The sequence below is a fragment of the Acinetobacter harbinensis genome (assembly GCF_000816495.1).
Lineage (GTDB): Bacteria > Pseudomonadota > Gammaproteobacteria > Pseudomonadales > Moraxellaceae > Acinetobacter > Acinetobacter harbinensis.
In genome coordinates, this window is record NZ_JXBK01000001.1 from 1 (window position 1) to 16,229 (window position 16,229).

17 protein-coding genes are annotated in these 16,229 nt (G+C 41.9%); 8 read left to right on the forward strand and 9 right to left on the reverse strand.

Annotated features, from left to right (window positions below; all coding sequences use genetic code 11):
- The 3 genes from SE27_RS00005 to SE27_RS00015 form a co-directional block, all read right to left on the reverse strand.
- The coding region (locus SE27_RS00005; RefSeq protein ID WP_039619740.1) for a DUF6670 family protein at positions 1 to 1,062 on the reverse strand (1,062 nt) is incomplete at its 3' end.
- A 35-nt stretch (positions 1,063 to 1,097) separates the two neighbouring features.
- Positions 1,098 to 1,934, reverse strand: coding sequence for a CDP-diacylglycerol--serine O-phosphatidyltransferase (gene pssA, locus SE27_RS00010; RefSeq protein ID WP_039619743.1), 837 nt, complete (start codon positions 1,932 to 1,934; stop codon positions 1,098 to 1,100).
- Positions 1,935 to 1,981: 47 nt separating this feature from the next.
- On the reverse strand, positions 1,982 to 2,839 hold the full coding sequence (locus tag SE27_RS00015; protein WP_039619745.1) for a 23S rRNA (adenine(2030)-N(6))-methyltransferase RlmJ: 858 nt from the start codon (positions 2,837 to 2,839) through the stop codon (positions 1,982 to 1,984).
- A gap of 116 nt (positions 2,840 to 2,955) precedes the next feature.
- On the opposite strand from SE27_RS00015, the gene SE27_RS00020 reads away from it, so the two are divergent.
- Positions 2,956 to 3,558: a 2OG-Fe(II) oxygenase gene (locus SE27_RS00020; RefSeq protein WP_039619747.1), complete on the forward strand. Its 603-nt coding sequence runs from the start codon at positions 2,956 to 2,958 to the stop codon at positions 3,556 to 3,558.
- An 88-nt stretch (positions 3,559 to 3,646) separates the two neighbouring features.
- Complete coding sequence (locus tag SE27_RS00025) at positions 3,647 to 4,174, forward strand: hypothetical protein (protein WP_039619749.1); 528 nt, start codon at positions 3,647 to 3,649, stop codon at positions 4,172 to 4,174.
- A gap of 94 nt (positions 4,175 to 4,268) precedes the next feature.
- On the opposite strand, the gene SE27_RS00030 is transcribed toward SE27_RS00025, so the two are convergent.
- The 5 genes from SE27_RS00030 to SE27_RS00050 all read right to left on the reverse strand — a co-directional run bounded on the left by SE27_RS00030 (position 4,269) and on the right by SE27_RS00050 (position 9,035).
- Entirely contained in the window at positions 4,269 to 4,532 is a 264-nt protein-coding gene (locus SE27_RS00030; protein WP_039619751.1) for a DUF2789 family protein, read from the reverse strand.
- A gap of 105 nt (positions 4,533 to 4,637) precedes the next feature.
- Positions 4,638 to 4,898: a DUF2789 family protein gene (locus SE27_RS00035; protein ID WP_039619752.1), complete on the reverse strand. Its 261-nt coding sequence runs from the start codon at positions 4,896 to 4,898 to the stop codon at positions 4,638 to 4,640.
- A gap of 183 nt (positions 4,899 to 5,081) precedes the next feature.
- On the reverse strand, positions 5,082 to 6,068 hold the full coding sequence (locus SE27_RS00040) for a malate dehydrogenase (protein WP_039619754.1): 987 nt from the start codon (positions 6,066 to 6,068) through the stop codon (positions 5,082 to 5,084).
- A 170-nt stretch (positions 6,069 to 6,238) separates the two neighbouring features.
- On the reverse strand, positions 6,239 to 6,895 hold the full coding sequence (locus SE27_RS00045) for a ribonuclease T2 family protein (RefSeq protein ID WP_039619756.1): 657 nt from the start codon (positions 6,893 to 6,895) through the stop codon (positions 6,239 to 6,241).
- A 166-nt stretch (positions 6,896 to 7,061) separates the two neighbouring features.
- Complete coding sequence (locus SE27_RS00050) at positions 7,062 to 9,035, reverse strand: lytic transglycosylase domain-containing protein (protein ID WP_039619758.1); 1,974 nt, start codon at positions 9,033 to 9,035, stop codon at positions 7,062 to 7,064.
- Positions 9,036 to 9,389: 354 nt separating this feature from the next.
- On the opposite strand from SE27_RS00050, the gene miaB reads away from it, so the two are divergent.
- The 3 genes from miaB to ybeY are packed head-to-tail and all read left to right on the forward strand — an operon-like array spanning position 9,390 to position 12,476.
- Positions 9,390 to 10,844 (forward strand): tRNA (N6-isopentenyl adenosine(37)-C2)-methylthiotransferase MiaB, encoded by a 1,455-nt coding sequence (miaB, locus tag SE27_RS00055; RefSeq protein ID WP_039619760.1) that lies wholly within the window; start codon positions 9,390 to 9,392, stop codon positions 10,842 to 10,844.
- A 39-nt stretch (positions 10,845 to 10,883) separates the two neighbouring features.
- Positions 10,884 to 11,960, forward strand: coding sequence for a PhoH family protein (locus SE27_RS00060; RefSeq protein WP_039619762.1), 1,077 nt, complete (start codon positions 10,884 to 10,886; stop codon positions 11,958 to 11,960).
- 30 nt (positions 11,961 to 11,990) lie between these two features.
- The gene (gene ybeY / locus SE27_RS00065) at positions 11,991 to 12,476 is read left to right on the forward strand and encodes an rRNA maturation RNase YbeY (protein WP_039623700.1); all 486 of its coding nucleotides are present in this window, start codon (positions 11,991 to 11,993) and stop codon (positions 12,474 to 12,476) included.
- A gap of 89 nt (positions 12,477 to 12,565) precedes the next feature.
- On the opposite strand, the gene SE27_RS00070 is transcribed toward ybeY, so the two are convergent.
- Positions 12,566 to 13,444: an energy transducer TonB gene (locus SE27_RS00070; RefSeq protein WP_039619763.1), complete on the reverse strand. Its 879-nt coding sequence runs from the start codon at positions 13,442 to 13,444 to the stop codon at positions 12,566 to 12,568.
- A 237-nt stretch (positions 13,445 to 13,681) separates the two neighbouring features.
- On the opposite strand from SE27_RS00070, the gene SE27_RS00075 reads away from it, so the two are divergent.
- The 3 genes from SE27_RS00075 (at position 13,682) to SE27_RS00085 (ending at position 15,903) form a co-directional block, all read left to right on the forward strand.
- Entirely contained in the window at positions 13,682 to 14,362 is a 681-nt protein-coding gene (locus SE27_RS00075; RefSeq protein WP_039619765.1) for a hypothetical protein, read from the forward strand.
- A gap of 163 nt (positions 14,363 to 14,525) precedes the next feature.
- On the forward strand, positions 14,526 to 15,236 hold the full coding sequence (locus tag SE27_RS00080) for a DUF3108 domain-containing protein (RefSeq protein WP_039619767.1): 711 nt from the start codon (positions 14,526 to 14,528) through the stop codon (positions 15,234 to 15,236).
- A 91-nt stretch (positions 15,237 to 15,327) separates the two neighbouring features.
- The gene (locus SE27_RS00085) at positions 15,328 to 15,903 is read left to right on the forward strand and encodes a xanthine phosphoribosyltransferase (protein WP_039619769.1); all 576 of its coding nucleotides are present in this window, start codon (positions 15,328 to 15,330) and stop codon (positions 15,901 to 15,903) included.
- Positions 15,904 to 16,229: the final 326 nt, after the last annotated feature.

Below are 16,229 nucleotides of genomic sequence, written 5' to 3' on the forward strand. Positions count from 1 at the left end.
CGCAAATGGCACTTGATTCATCAATTCACTGCGCATCTTCTCTGCTTTGTCTTGTTCTTGCCACAACAAAGCACGACAATCGCTGTATTCAATGTAGCCACTTTCGCCCGTTTCTTCATGCTGATTAATTTTAATTTGATATTTAAAGCTGCCGACATAACCTGCCGCCAAACCAAATTTAAAATCTCCGCGGCTTTGGGCTTGCACCGCAATACAACTGCCATCTTTTGCTTCATAACGCCATTCAAACTCACGTGGCAAATACATACTTTGCCCATGCGGAGTTTTTATTTTGGGATAAAGTCGATGTACCTTAAAGTAAACGTTTTTATCGAACATCTGACTGGTACCAGCTGTAGCATCACGTAAATATAAACGCGATTGCACAATACGGTTAAAACGATCACGAATTTGAGTAAGTAAAAGCTGACGATTATTTTGAAGATTAATCACTTGATAAGTAAAAAAAGCCAAAGGTAAATAGGCGAAATTAATGGAACGTGCATATTCAAAACAGCCGATTTGCTGAATGACAATTTTTTGCCCCTGATAAGTAATCTCACCTTCACATTGACACAATAATGACCAGTGATCAGCTAAACCCAAACGCAACTTAGTGAAGTAGGAAATAACGGTACTGGTGGTAATGGTCAAATCAAAACTCAGTTCACGATCTTTACGCTGCATTTGAAAGCGAGGAAAATCTCCGGAAATAATTTCTCGATCTGCAAATTGAAAGTGCTTTTGCCCTAAGGAACAGTTTTGCTCAATTGAATAGCTATTGAGGTGCCCTTGCATATGCGGGCTTACACTACTCAGCACTGTGGCAGTATCTAAAGCACGACTACGCAGTGAATTTTGATTACGCAACAGCGCAATTTTAGATTGACCAATCATGCTACGGAAATTTAGATAATGTAGCGGTGCCGGCAGATTAGCAATAATCAAAGCTTGATGAATAATCTGATATCGCCCTTGCTGGGCATGATAAGGCAGGCGGACCTGAAGCGGAGCTTGGTTGAGCTGTTTAGATTGATCCAATAAATCGTGCAACAACTGCATACCCTGCTCCTTTTTTTATTTTTCGTATAGACGTCTCATGTGTCTATTACTGCTGTATTTTTTCTGGCCATAAAGGTGGTCACAAAACCAGACAAGGCGTAGATGATAGAAATCACCAAAATGCCTACTGGGATATTATAAGTGATCGCAGCGAAGATAAATACTGCGATTGGTAATACCGCAAAAGGTACCCGTTTACGATCTAGCGTTTTAAATGAGTAATATTTAATATTAGAGATCATCAACAAACCGGCCGCAACAATCAGTACTGCATTGGTGGCTTGAATACCCACTTCACGCAGATCAAAGATCGCTGGAAAATCCAGTCCCACCCAAACCAAAGTGATGATTAAAATGGCCGCCAAAGGACTGGCTACACCAATAAAATATCGCTTATCGACCACGCCAATCTGCACGTTAAAGCGCGCTAAACGAAAGGCAGCACAGGCGGTATAAACAAAGCAGCAAGCTAAGCCGATGCGGCCTAAATCATGTAAGCTCCAGCTATACATTAAGATTGCCGGTGCAACACCAAAGGCCAACAAGTCCGATAAAGAGTCATATTGTTCACCAAAGGCGCTTTGCGCACCAATTGCACGTGCTACTCGACCATCCAATCCATCTAATAAAGCTGCCAGAAAAATGGCATAGATTGCATGAGCGAAATCTCCATTCATACTGGCAATAATGGAATAAAAGCCCGAGAGTAATGCAGCAGTGGTAATAAGATTCGGCCACAGATAGATACCACGACGTTTGACCTTCTGTCCCTCTTGCGTATGCTCTTCTTCTTCCACCTCAAAGGTGATGCCATCAAAACCACGCTCGTCTACGATAGAAGATTCACTTTCAGGTTTATTTATATTTGTCATTCTTCGATCCTAACTGTAACCGTATCTCTCTAACCAAAATGTATGTTTTATTCGCCCACTAACCAACGTACCGCAGCATGTCCACCATTTTCACTCATACGTAAATGTGGGAATAACCACTGTAATGCTTCATCGGCATCTTCAGAGAATTTCCAAGGTGGATTAATCACCAACAATGCACAACCGTTGAGACCGACTGGTGTATCGTCTGGCCAAACACAAATTTCACAGACCAATTGACGGCGGATTCCTGTTCTCATCATTTTCTTTTCAAAACGATCAATCATGGCGCGATCTTTAATCGGATACCAAACTGCAAAAACGCCTGTTGGCCATTTTTTATGTGCAACTGACAATAATTCCACCAATTGCGGGAAATCTTTGCGTTCTAATTCGTAAGGCGGATCAATCATCACCAAACCACGTTTTTCTGGCGGTGGAATCACACCCAACAAACCCTCATAAGCATCACGCTCATGTAGGCCGGCACGGCGATCACGAATATTGAAATATAATTGTTGGAATACGTCTTTTTGCATTTCAAAAATAGTGGCTTTATCAATATCACGCATGCCCTCTAGCGCAAACCAAGGCGAACCCGGATAAGCTCCGCGACCAGAACCAGCACGCATATCTTCAACAATTTTCAGATACTGCTTAACCCCTTCAGGAGCATTACGCGTAATTGAGTCATCCAATTTCACCAAACGATGAATACCGTTAATGAACTCGCCTGATTTTTGTGCAGCAGCAGTGGATAAATCGTATTTACCTGCACCACCATGCGTATCGATATAGCGATAAGGTTTATCTTTGGCATTTAAACGTGCTAAAAGTTGAAGCAACAAGATGTGCTTCATAACATCGGCAAAGTTGCCTGCATGGTAATGGTGACGGTAATTCATGTTTCTTTAATTCCTATAATCAATGGACATTTTAGCATGAAAAAAAGTTTCATTCTGAAGGATATCTTGCTCTAGAATACGCCACCCTTTTTTATCGCCTATTTGAGTCTTGTCCTATGGATGCAATTCAGCTCCCAAAGTCCTGTAATGTTGATCAAATTATTGACGATTTAGATCAACAGGGCTTCAGTATTATTGATGATATCTACACCCAAGACTATGTTAATGCTTTAGTTAAAGAATGTAGCGCACATTTAAACTCTTTTCGTGAAGCAGCCATTCAAAATGGCGTAATCCAGACTATTCGAAATGATCAAATTTTATGGATTGATCCAAAACTGCCGATTGCTCAACAGCATATTGCAACCCTTAAGCGAATATCTGAGCGATTAAATCAATATTTTTATTTAGGCCTGAAAGAAGTCGAAGCGCATTTTGCCTGCTACAACAGCGGAAATTTCTATGCGTTACACCGTGACAATCCACAACAAAAAAATAATCGAGTCATCTCGACGGTCTATTATTTACATGAGCGTTGGCAAGCGGACTGGGGCGGCGAACTGCGCTTACAAGACAAAAATCAACAGTGGCATATTCTTTTGCCACAGCCTAATCGCATGGTGCTATTTGAAAGTGATTTATTACATGAAGTGCTCAAAGCCAAGCAACAGCGCTTATCGATTACCGCATGGTTACGACGCGATAGTGTTTTATTTTAATGCGTATGCAATGACAGCAAAAGATTATTTGCTTTAAATTGTATAGTTTGACCCGATATATGCAGAATTGATTAAAAAGGTAAAGGCGATGTCTGAAGATACAAGAAACATTATCGAGCGTATCGGTGAAACAGATCAACTGTATTTGACTGGCAATACGCCTGATTTGGCTTTAGAGCGCGCAGCATTACGCTTAGAATTGGTGGTTTTAAGCCATCTACGCCAAGAACAGATTCATTTTCTACAAGAAGCGATCGTTATTTTAGAACATGCTCGGGTCGAATCTGCAGAAATTCCCATGCGCGCGTATTTGGACTTATCGATCCAATTGGCCAAAGCTTATATGTTGTACTTTGAGATTAGCCGCGAACCGCATTTTGCGTTGATTACACAACAAATTTTAAAACCATTAAGCCAACATCAGCATAGTGATATTTATTTTTATCTGGCCTATGCTTCGGTGTGTAAAAATGAAACGGCATTGACTCGTCATTGGCTGAATAAATACAGCAAAAGCCCTGATTTTGATTTAGAACTGTTACAAATGCACGCTTCTTTTAAAGCACTGCATCAAGACGCTTGGTTTAAACAATTACTGCAAAGCAAATTGCATTAAAACCTGGCACCGCTAAGCTTAAATTGCAAAAAAGCTCCGTAATCTATTATTACGGAGCTTTTTTAAAGTGGAAAATCTTAGGTATTACAATTATTTAAGCAGAAGCAGCTTGTGCTTTAACAGCATCCATATGTAATTGTTGATTGAGTTCATCAATCCACATTGCCCAATCATCATCTTGAACCAAATGACTAATTAAAAAATCACGCTGCGATCTGTTCCAAAATGGCGCATCGTGTAAATTTTGATGTGCCGCTAATTGATGGGTACGGATAAAAAGTTCAATCGCGGCCGGACTTTGGGCCAGTCCGAGTTGTGCAAACAGTAATTCAAAGGATGGATTATTATTTCTCAACATGACAAACTCCTTATCAGTTTCATTGTCCTTTATTATGTAATTAACTTATAAGATATAGCCGCAGAATAATAGTCTATGCAGCCACTATGTTGTGTCAATTTGTGTTTACATTTCACACGACCCAGAAAGCCGATGCTCGGTATGTAATTGTTCATTTAAAATATCCACCACCATGGCCCATTCATCATCTTTTTTCCAATGACTGATAATAAAATCATGCTGTGCCGGTGTCCAAAATGCAGCTTTATGTAAAGGAATATCCATACTCAATTGATGGGTTTCGATAAACGCATCAATGGCCTGTTCGCTTGCATCTAGTCCCAACTGTTCAAAAAAAAGTTCTAAGGTGGGCTGTTGATTAAACATAATCTTCTCCTCAACGCTTGATTGTTTTTTAGTACTTTCTAAATTAGCTCAAAGCGACCCGCAATTCAGTTGTCGCTACCGCACAGCATGTTATTTTTTGTTGAAGATAAAGTTTAGACCTAAAAAAGCACTCTCAGATGGAGTGCTTTTTTCTAATTTAAAATCAGCTTAAGCTGAAATTCATTAGTTAAACAAATGCGCAATCGCAGCACGTTCGCCTTCTAACTCTTCAAGGGTCACGTTCATACGCTCACGGCTAAAGGCATCAATTTCTAAGCCTTCAACGCGCGTGTATTGACCATTTTCACAAGTCACTGGAACACCGTACATCACGCCTTCTGGAATACCATAAGAACCGTCAGAAGGAATACCCATGGTTACCCATTCGCCATTGGTGCCAAGCGCCCAATCACGCATATGATCGATTGCAGCATTGGCAGCAGACGCAGCTGAAGACAAACCACGCGCTTCAATGATTGCAGCGCCACGTTTACCAACAGTTGGAAGGAATACGTTAGCATTCCATTCTTGGTCGTTGATCATGTCTTTTACGCTTTCGCCGTTGATGGTGGCAAAACGGTAGTCAGCATACATGGTTGGAGAGTGATTACCCCAAACTGTAAGATTTTTGATGTCTTTAACGGCTTTACCAGTTTTAGCTGCAACTTGGCTAAGGGCACGGTTATGATCAAGACGTAACATAGCAGTGAATTGACCTGGGTTTAAATCAGGCGCAGATTTCATTGCGATGTAAGCATTGGTGTTTGCAGGGTTACCGACAACCAAAACTTTAACGTCACGGCTTGCGTGGTCGTTAATTGATTTACCTTGAACGGTAAAGATTTTAGCATTTTCTTGTAGCAGTTCAGCACGTTCCATACCCGGACCACGTGGACGAGAACCTACAAGTAAACAGTAGTCAGCATCTTTAAATGCAACATCTGGATCATCAGTACCGATCATGCCTTCTAAAAGAGGGAATGCACAGTCTTGAAGTTCCATCATTACGCCTTTAAGCGCAGCTTGAGGCTTCTCAAAAGGAACTTCGAGCAATTGCAAAATAACTGGTTGATCTTTACCTAACATTTCGCCGCTGGCGATACGGAATAATAGGCTGTAACCAATTTGACCTGCAGCGCCAGTAACGGCAACACGAACTGCTTGCTTCATGTAATTATCTCCAATTGAGGATAGTCAAGGCAATTAAATAGCTGTTCTATTTAATCTTAATAATCATAAACGTCAAAGATTGTACTCCAATCATTGCCCTGTTGCATGCAAAACAGAATCAACTTCAACAAAAGTCTGATAGGAAATATGAATGAAATATGCCTAAAAGCTTAGTAAGAACCTTTTATGGTAAATGAGTTCGGGCAGTTGTTTTCCACTGTGACCGGACATGCTTTATATTGGCCATTAGTTTTGTAGCACAATTTAAGCTCAGTCAAGATTGAGTTGCCATGAAAAGCACTACAATTAAACTTAATTGCAGTGCTGGGCAAAGTCGCATTTAAACGTAGAAATTGCGAGCGCAAAGTATCGATTTGCATTTTTTTGGTTTCCGGCGTGGTCAATTCAGCCGGAATTTTAAGCTGTTCGGCATAATTAATGACGGTACGAAAATATTGACTGGCATTCATCGGCACACATCCGCCAATGGCATGCCACAATTGTACACGTGCTGCTTCGTCAGGCATGACCCGTGCCACCACTTTGGCTTGTAGCGGAGATAACGCGGCCGAAGATGATGTTTTACAATCCACTTGCATGGTTTCAGGAAACAACCCTGAAATATTCAATGAATAACCTTCTAAACACTTACGCTTCTTTGAACTTTGCGCATCCAACATACACACCGCTGGCGTCATTTGTATCGCCATCACGTAGCCCTGCACAGGTGCGGCAGAAACAGCAGATGCAAACCATCCACACAGCGCAGCACTGAATAAAAACAGTGCAGCTCTGCCTAAAATTGAAGGGTGCGCAAAAAACATCATCAATCAGTCAAACCTATGAACAAAATTAAAATGATTAGAACGAATTTAACGTTCAGTTGATCAAGCAGCGGCAGTCAATCAAGCCTCGTGGTCAGTGTATCTATTACCGACTCAGTTGACTGAGTTTCTGCCTAGCCTACTGGTTAGGCTAAAAGTTAAATCTGTACTAAGGATTATTTCTTAAAGGAATTACATTCATTCGTTTTGCAATCGACTGCGGCCCTTGACCCAACAACACACCATAATGCGTGGCATTGGTCATGACTTGTTTGACATAGTCACGCGTTTCAGCCAAGGGAATACTTTCAGTATATTGATCTGCGGCAATCGGCTGAAATTCAGGTTGCCAGCGGCGCGCACGATTTGGCCCAGCGTTATAACCGGCTGTAGCCAATACGGCGCTGTTGCTTAATTGATTCTGAATCATCGACAAGTAGAAAGTGCCATAACGAATATTGGTATTCATGTCTGTAAGCGCCGCAGGATTATAGGTTTCACCCATTTGACGCGCCACCAATTTGGCCGTGTCTGGCATGATTTGCATCAATCCGCCTGCACCGACGTGTGAGCGCGCATTCGAGACAAAACGACTTTCCTGACGCATCAAACCATAGGCCCAAGCCGGATCAATGCCTGCATTACGGCTATGACTAACCACATAGTTTTGATGCGGCATGGCGTAACGATAGGCATAGTTATGCTTGTTTTCAGTGCGATCTGCGGCATAAATAGCGCGATCATACCAACCCATATCGGTGGCACGTTTTGCAGCAGCCAGCAGCAAACCATCGTCATGTTTTAAATAGGCTTGTCGTACCGCCCAATTCCATTCTCGATTAATATAATTATCGGGTGCATTCACACGGCGTAAGGCAAAGGCGCGGCTAAAATGGATATCTTGGCTTAAACGCTGCACATCACTACTGGAGGGCTGTACATTATTGGGCACAGTGCTATAGCCTTGGCCTAATTTATCTTTGGCCAATAAATTATGATATTCATCACCCTGCGCCAATTTTTTAAAGATCGATTCAGCAGTGCGTTTAGAGCTGGCATCGCCACGCTGTTCAGAGGCGCGTGCCAACCAATACTGCCAGCGATCTTCTTGTTTTTGGCTGACGCTCATGGCATCAATGGCCCGAATTAAACTTTCCCAAGCATTAAAACGAATGGCTTGACGGGCATAAATTTCTGCTTCTTCGCCGCTAAAGGGCAAACCATAACTGGCATCTAAATAATTCAACACTTCACGGTTAAAATTATTCTTCATCACTGTGGTGCCACCAATATAACCCACTGCACGGTAAAGGGCTTTTTGCACTTGCTCTGGCGCGCCTTGCGCGGCACGTTGCACCGAGGACAGCGCAGTATTTAAATCGCTATCCGCGAGACGCCCCATCGCAAAGACCAAGTAAGCCTGTTCCACCGTTGATGACTTCGGTGCAGACCATAAGTAATTTAACGGATTGGCTTGAATCTGATTCAATTGCGCCAGTGACAAACTCATGCCAAGGCTTTGCGCAGTGGCCAACGCTTGACCGGATTGACCTGCGCGGAGTTGTCCCCACAAACGCTGTTGACGATCTTGCTCGGTCATTAATGGGCTAGACAGCATCATACGGCCTAAACCGGTACAGGATTCAGGTTGCGAACTGGTGGTCAGCCACACATCTTTATATTCAGCAAACACCAATGGATCACCAGATTTGGCACGCACTTGTGCAATGGCACAACTCTCTGCAGGATCGGGGTTACTGACATAGGCTAAAACCGGTTGTGCCGGTGCGAAATCGGCTTGTTTGACTTTTTCTTCGACATAATCGGCCGCCAGTTTTTCACTCATGGCCGATTGCGGATAACGCTGGGCAAAGTTAACGATATTACTGGCAGGCTGATTGGCTAAATTATTGTTCAGCGACCAATACTCAGGATAATAGCCCAACACATCATTTTCCATCGAACTACGGTATTGTTGCAATAAACTTAAGTTACCGGAATTGGCCGCTTGTAAGGCATCATTAAATTGCTCGTCCGCAGCATGTGTAATAGAGATGCAACCTGTTGATGCTAAAGTCAAAGCAAGCACTTTATAATATTTTTTATTGATTAACTGATTAAACATAGGCCTGCCTTGTGTCATTGCTTGTTCCCTGATCGCACCGAATCATTCGTAAATAGTTTAAGTATTATTAAACTAATCTACTGTTGTGTTATGTAACCTTATGATTAGCCGATATTAATACTGAAGCATTTTTAGCTCATAAATCAATATTGTTACGCGCCTATTTATAGCTATAAGTTTAGCGGCAATTCCTGCTAAAATATGCGCCTTTCTTCTATCCAAATCGCAATTTTAAACAGCACGATGGTCCGTTCTAAGCTAAATAGCTTTTGAATTGAGTCGCATCTTGTGATTGGCTTAGATTCGTTACTTGATTGAAAGACGATACAATCTAATCTTGCGATTTCTTCGATTGATCCTTTAGGAGCCTACATGACGGTTCAAACCTTCATTCCCAATAGTGCCCAAGCTGCTTCAGAAAACACTGTCATCCAGCCACAGCACACGCTTGCCCACGATACCGTTAAAAAACTGTATATCGAAACGCAAGGGTGTCAGATGAATGAGTATGACAGTCATCGTATGGCAGATCTTTTAGGCGACTCGCACGGTTATGTGCTAACCACCGATGCCAGTGAAGCAGATATTCTGCTGATGAACACCTGTTCTATTCGTGAAAAGGCACAAGAAAAAGTGTTTTCTGAACTGGGGCGCTGGCGTAAATTAAAAGAAAAGAACCCTGATTTGGTGATTGGCGTGGGTGGCTGTGTGGCCTCTCAAGAAGGCGACAACATTCAAAAACGCGCGCCCTATGTCGATATGGTGTTTGGCCCGCAAACCTTGCACCGTTTGCCGCAAATGCTCGATCAGCACAGCGGACAACTACAAACCCCCAAGAAAGATAAAATCAAATTAATTGATATCTCCTTCCCTGATATTGAAAAATTCGACTTTTTACCGGAACCACGGGTTGAAGGCTATAAAGCTTTTGTCTCGATTATGGAAGGCTGCTCAAAATACTGCTCATTCTGCGTTGTACCCTATACCCGCGGTGAAGAAGTATCTCGTCCACTGGATGATGTATTGGCCGAAATTGCCGGTTTAGCGGAAAAAGGGGTGCGTGAAATTTCGCTGTTGGGTCAAAACGTCAATGGTTATCGCGGTGAGACCTTTGAAGGCAATATTTGCACCTTTGCAGACTTATTGCGTTTGGTGGCTGAAATTCCGGGCATTGGACGTTTACGCTACACCACGTCACATCCGCTTGAATTTAACGATGACTTGATTGAATGCTACCGTGATTTACCCCAAATGGTTTCACATTTGCATTTGCCGGTACAAAGTGGCTCGAACGATATATTGCAAGCCATGAAGCGCAATCACACCATTGATGTGTATATCGATAAAATTGCTCGCTTGCGTCAAGTACGTCCTGATATGCATTTATCCAGTGACTTTATTATCGGCTTCCCGGGTGAAACCGATGCGCATTTTGCCGAGACCTATCAGTTTATTCAAGATTTAGATTTTGATCACTCGTATAGTTTTATTTATTCAAAACGTCCGGGCACACCGGCCTCTGAATTGCCGGACAGCACCCCTGATGCAGTTAAAAAACAACGTTTGGCACAAGTGCAGCAGTGGATTAAACGCTCCAGTATTGATAAAACCGACGCCATGTTGGGCACTATTCAACGGGTATTGATTGAGAAAGTCTCAGATAAAGATCCAAACTTATTGGTCGGCACAGCAGACAACACGCGTTTAGTGTCGTTTATTGGGGATGCTGCATGGGTGGGACGTTTTGCCGAGATTGAAATTACCGACATTAAGACCTTGAATTTTGTTTACGGTGAACTCTTGAATCTTGAGCCTGACGTGGCGTAATGTAAGGTGATCGGTAAGATCATTTTATAAGGAATTCTCTTGACTGCAGCGATTCGACGTAACGTAAATTTTCCGGGTATTTCAAGTGAGCGTTTACAGCGCATGTTTGGCGCCTATAACGCACACTTGAAACAAATTGAACAACGTTTAGAGGTTAAAATCTCACAACGTGGTGATGTTTTTTATCTTGATGGTGACATTGCCGCAGTCGAGCGAGCCGAAATACTGCTGATGCGCTTACACCAAGAAACTGAAACGGTGCAGGAGCTCAGTGCTGATACCTTGCATCTGATGATTCAAGGCAGTCAAACCGACACTGACGAGTTAGAGCTTGATACTGATCAGGCGCACAGTGCTTTAGATGAAATCTGGTTACAGACACGTAAAGGTCGGATTCATCCGCGCGGTGCTAATCAAAAACGATATGTGCAACGTATTTTACAAAGTGATATCTCTTTTGGCATTGGCCCTGCCGGTACAGGCAAAACCTATCTGGCAGTTGCTGCTGCGGTGGATATGCTCGAGCGCAACGAAATTCAACGGATTTTATTGGTTCGTCCTGCGGTTGAAGCCGGTGAAAAATTGGGCTTCTTACCGGGGGATTTAAGCCAAAAAATTGATCCTTATTTGCGTCCACTTTACGATGCCTTATATGAAATGCTGGGCTTTGAAAAAGTGGCCAAATTAATTGAACGACAAATTATTGAAGTTGCACCCCTCGCCTATATGCGTGGCCGTACCCTCAATCATTCTTTTGTGATTTTAGATGAAGCCCAAAACACCACGCCTGAACAAATGAAAATGTTCTTAACCCGTTTGGGCTTTGGATCTCGCGCTGTGATTACCGGTGACATCACCCAAGTCGATTTACCACGGGGTCAGCAATCAGGACTGGCGCATTGTGTGCGTGTCTTAGAACCGATTACTGAAATTCATATCACTCGTTTTCATTCTCGTGACGTGGTCCGTCATCAGCTGGTACAAAAAATTGTCGAAGCCTATGAAGGATGGGACAGTGAACAACACCGTCTAAGTGCAGAGGCACGTGCTGAACGCAAAGCGCAGCAACAAGCGCTCATTGCAGAACATGACAGCGCAGCTGATGCTCAAGACTGATTTTGCTTTTTGATGTATTAAGGATTGATGTTGAAACTTAACCTTTCGCTGCAACAAGATTTTAAAGCGCCAGAATTGGTGCTGAAACGGGCCTTTATTAAAAAAGTGCTGGAAACCACCTTACGTTTGATTGAAGTGGATCAAGACTGTGAAATTGGCATTGCCTGCGTTGACCATGAGCATAGCCATGAACTGAATTTAGCATATCGCCAAAAAGACAAATCGACCAATGTCTTGTCTTTTCCCAGTGATATTCCAGAAGAAGTTTTAGCACAACTCGATGCATGGCCCATGGGTGATTTGGTGATTTGTATTCCGGTTGTATTACAAGAAGCACAGCAGCAAAATAAATTACCGATGGATCATTTCACGCATATGCTGGTGCATGGTGCTTTACATTTGATGGGTTATGACCATGAAACCTCAGATGACGATGCTGAAGAGATGGAGAGCTTAGAAATTAAAATCTTAGCCAAATTAGGTCTGGCGAATCCCTATACCGAACAAGAGGCTTAGGCCTAAACCATCAAAAGCGAGCCACGTGCTCGCTTTTTTAGATCAACTGTTTTGTATGTTTTTAAACAATCTAATCAGCGATTTGTAAGCTAACGTACTTCAAATTCCGCTTCGGCCGGATCGAAACGCCACGTTCGTACAATGCGCAGTTCTGAAATATCTTTCATGCCCTGATCAAAATAACCAAATGGCGCTGCTTTACGCACCGAAGTTTTGGCTGCCTCATCCAATAAAGAATGGCCTGAGCCATCAATTAGGCGAATTGCACGTATGCCACCTTTCCTGTTCACAATCACCATTAGACGCACCTCTCCTGCTAAGCGTTGCGCTTTGGCAGCATCCGGATAATAACGATTGCCATAAAATTCAACTTTTTGTCGAAATTTTTCTAAATACGCGGCAGAAATATCCTGCTTGGCCTGAATGCCATCGACAGTTTTAATGTTTTGCTGACGACTAAAATTTTGCTGATGCTGTAAATATTGGGCTTCTAAACTTGCCACCATTGCAGCTTTGGCTTGAAATTGACTGTTCAACTCTTGCATGGCTTTTTTACGCTGATTCTGTTCTGCTTCTTTTTTCCAGCTTAAGGTGGTCATTAAGACCTTTTCTTCAAAACTTAATTCACGCTTTTGTTGCAGTTGCTCAACAGTTTCTTGTTGTTGCTCACCTGCACTTTGCTCCAACATCGGTGCAGGCATATTACTGGACATACGGTGCGCTTCACGGAAAGTCCCCGAGCCTTGTTGATCCGCCTGAGCCAAAAAGTCAGCATCCTGTACTTTGTCTTGACTGGGGCGTAGCGTCACGGCAATTTCTTTCACCGCTGCATCACTTTCTTGCGGCAGTGCAAACTGCAAAGTTAAAACAATCAGATGCAAGATGGCTGCAAATAATATTGCCGTTGTGAAAATAGGATCTTTCCACCACTTATGCATAAAAGGCGTAAAATTTATTTTCTGAAACATCATACTAAACCGACCACAGGTCTGGTTCCCCAAACTGCACAAAAACAGTATAAAATAAAATTAGTTTTCACTTTTTGGTAAAAACGAGAACTCAATCAACAAGTTAGCTGTACACAATTAACAGCATGAAATGGTGCAATTAATTTTGCTAAACTGCAAGATGAAATACTTGAATTTTTAATACTTTCGACAAAACAGATCCAAGTTTAAAAAGATTAACTTGCTAGGATGCCTTATATGCAGACGCTACTATCCAATATCTCTAAACGTATACGTCAGGTGTACCAAAAAGCAGAAGGATTTATTGAAGATGAGCGTGAATTTCCACTATCTCAAGTCTTTTTGAATGCCACGTTTCAGCGTTTTGTCACTGACAATGTCTCGATGTTAAAAGATTTACACGCCGATCTACATGATGATTGGTTGCGCTTATATGCCACCTTAGATTTCAAAGGCTTATACATCACCTTGTCTGTAGATTTAAAATTAATCCAAATGGAATTAAACAAATCAAGCCAGTTGATCGTTTTTGAACAAATCAGTGATACGCAAGTCATTGATGCGAAATTTAAAAATGTATTTCAAAAATTAGCGGTGAAGTTTGCTTTATTTTTCTATCAAAAAGTCTTAAATAAAGATCCATTGGGCATGATTTTAGAAAAGCTAAAAGTCATTACCGTTAGAGATGATTTACTGTATTTAGACTTGAATCGTTGGCTGGGTAAAAACCGCTCAATTATCGATACCTTGGCGAAAGTTCATGTCAATCATGCGCTGTTACGTGAAGCGGAGTTGGTGGTCATGGGCAATGTGAATTTAACCGCGCTGTTTAAAAAAATGTCTGAAGAGCCGATAGAGGATTTAACCCTCGATTCAGTGCGGGTTGAAACTGAAGTCACTCCAATCAAACAGAAATAAGCGCTTGGCAGCGATTAGTGCGGTCGTTTGACTCGAGAAGAAACACTACATAAAGCTACAGATTGACTAAAATTATGAATTTTTATCTTCATCATGACTGTGCATAATAGACGTTAATTTAGACTCCGTGCTTTATCTCCCCCTCTATAGGAATTGTTTAGTTATGGCTCACCCAATATTAAAAAAAATTGCATTAGCATCCAGTATGGGTACCGTTCTTCTATTGAGTGGTCTGGGCAACGCCTTTGCCATGAGCCCATTTCAAGCCAATTATCAATTTAGTTACAATGGCAAAGATATGGGTTCGGCCACCCGCACTTTAGCTCAATCTGGCAACAATTGGAGCTATGTTTTTACCGCAAAAGCCGGTGCAATTGCCTCTGCAACTGAAAACAGTCAATTTAGTTTAAACGGCAACCAAGTTGTGTCTAATAATTTTAGCCGCAGCAGTAAAATTTTAGTCCATAACAACACCATGAGCATAAAATTTAATCCCAGCGCGAAAACCATCAACACTAAAAAAGACAGTAAGGCTTATTCATTTGCATGGAAAGCAGGCGTGCTAGATGAGTTGAATGCAGAATTACAACTGCGTGAAGATTTAAAAGCCGGCGGTCTAAAATCCAGTTATCCGATTGCCGATGCCAAAGGCGTAGACGCACGTAAATTTATCAAACAAGGTACAGAGAAAATTAAAACCTCGTACGGAACGTTTGATACCATTAAAGTGGTGATGAAACATGATAAGCCGAATCGCGATACGATCTTTTGGTTAGCACCAAAACTGGACTATGCGCCGGTCAAAGTTTCTCATCAAGATGGCAAAACATCGTATGGTTTATTGTTAACAGGCTACAAAGGTGCTGTGAGTTAATCGATTTGATCAATTTCGCTTGCATTTTTCGAGAGCCTTTTTAAAATACGCTTTTGCTTTAAAAAGCATCTGCCCTTAGAGGAAGTCTCCCGTGCATGCACTAGAACAGAAAATCTTAAACGAAGGTATCGTTCTATCTGATAAAGTTCTGAAAGTTGATGCTTTCTTGAACCATCAAATTGATCCTGTACTGATGCAGCAAATTGGTAAAGAGTTTGCTGCACGTTTTAAAGATGCAGGCATCACCAAAATTATTACCATTGAAGCCTCAGGCATTGCACCCGCAGTCATGGCCGGTTTGGAATTGGGTGTGCCGGTTATTTTTGCACGCAAATATCAATCTCTAACGTTAAAAGATGACTTATACCGCTCTAAAGTATTCTCTTTTACCAAACAAACTGAAAGCACGATTGCCATTTCCAACAAGCATCTTAATTCCCATGACAAAGCCTTGGTGATTGATGACTTTTTGGCCAATGGTCAGGCTGCATTAGGTCTTGCCGATCTGATTCATCAAGCCAATGCAGAAGTGGTGGGGATTGGCATTGTGATTGAAAAATCATTCCAGTCTGGCCGTCAACTGTTGCTGGACAAAGGCTATCGGGTAGAATCTTTGGCACGCGTACAGTCTTTAGAAAATGGCACAGTGACATTTTGCCGTGACTAATCATTGAGCGACACAACAAAAAAGAGCGCTTAGGCGCTCTTTTTATTTCAGCTAAAATAAAGATCAAACACAGTGTTTAACTTGAACGATCTCTTATTTTTGCAAAAACTTATTATGTTCTATCTACCCCTTCTTTATTGATTATTTTTAGATGATCACTCGATAATCACTAATGGTTAATTTGAAAATATAACGCTGGATATCCAGTTTAATTAAGCTTTCTTGATGGCCTCAGAGCCTTTCTTGCCACATTTACGGCATTCAACTTCATCGAAGTATTCATAGCAGTGCGCGCAGAGAAATTCACGAATAAATTGAATCATATT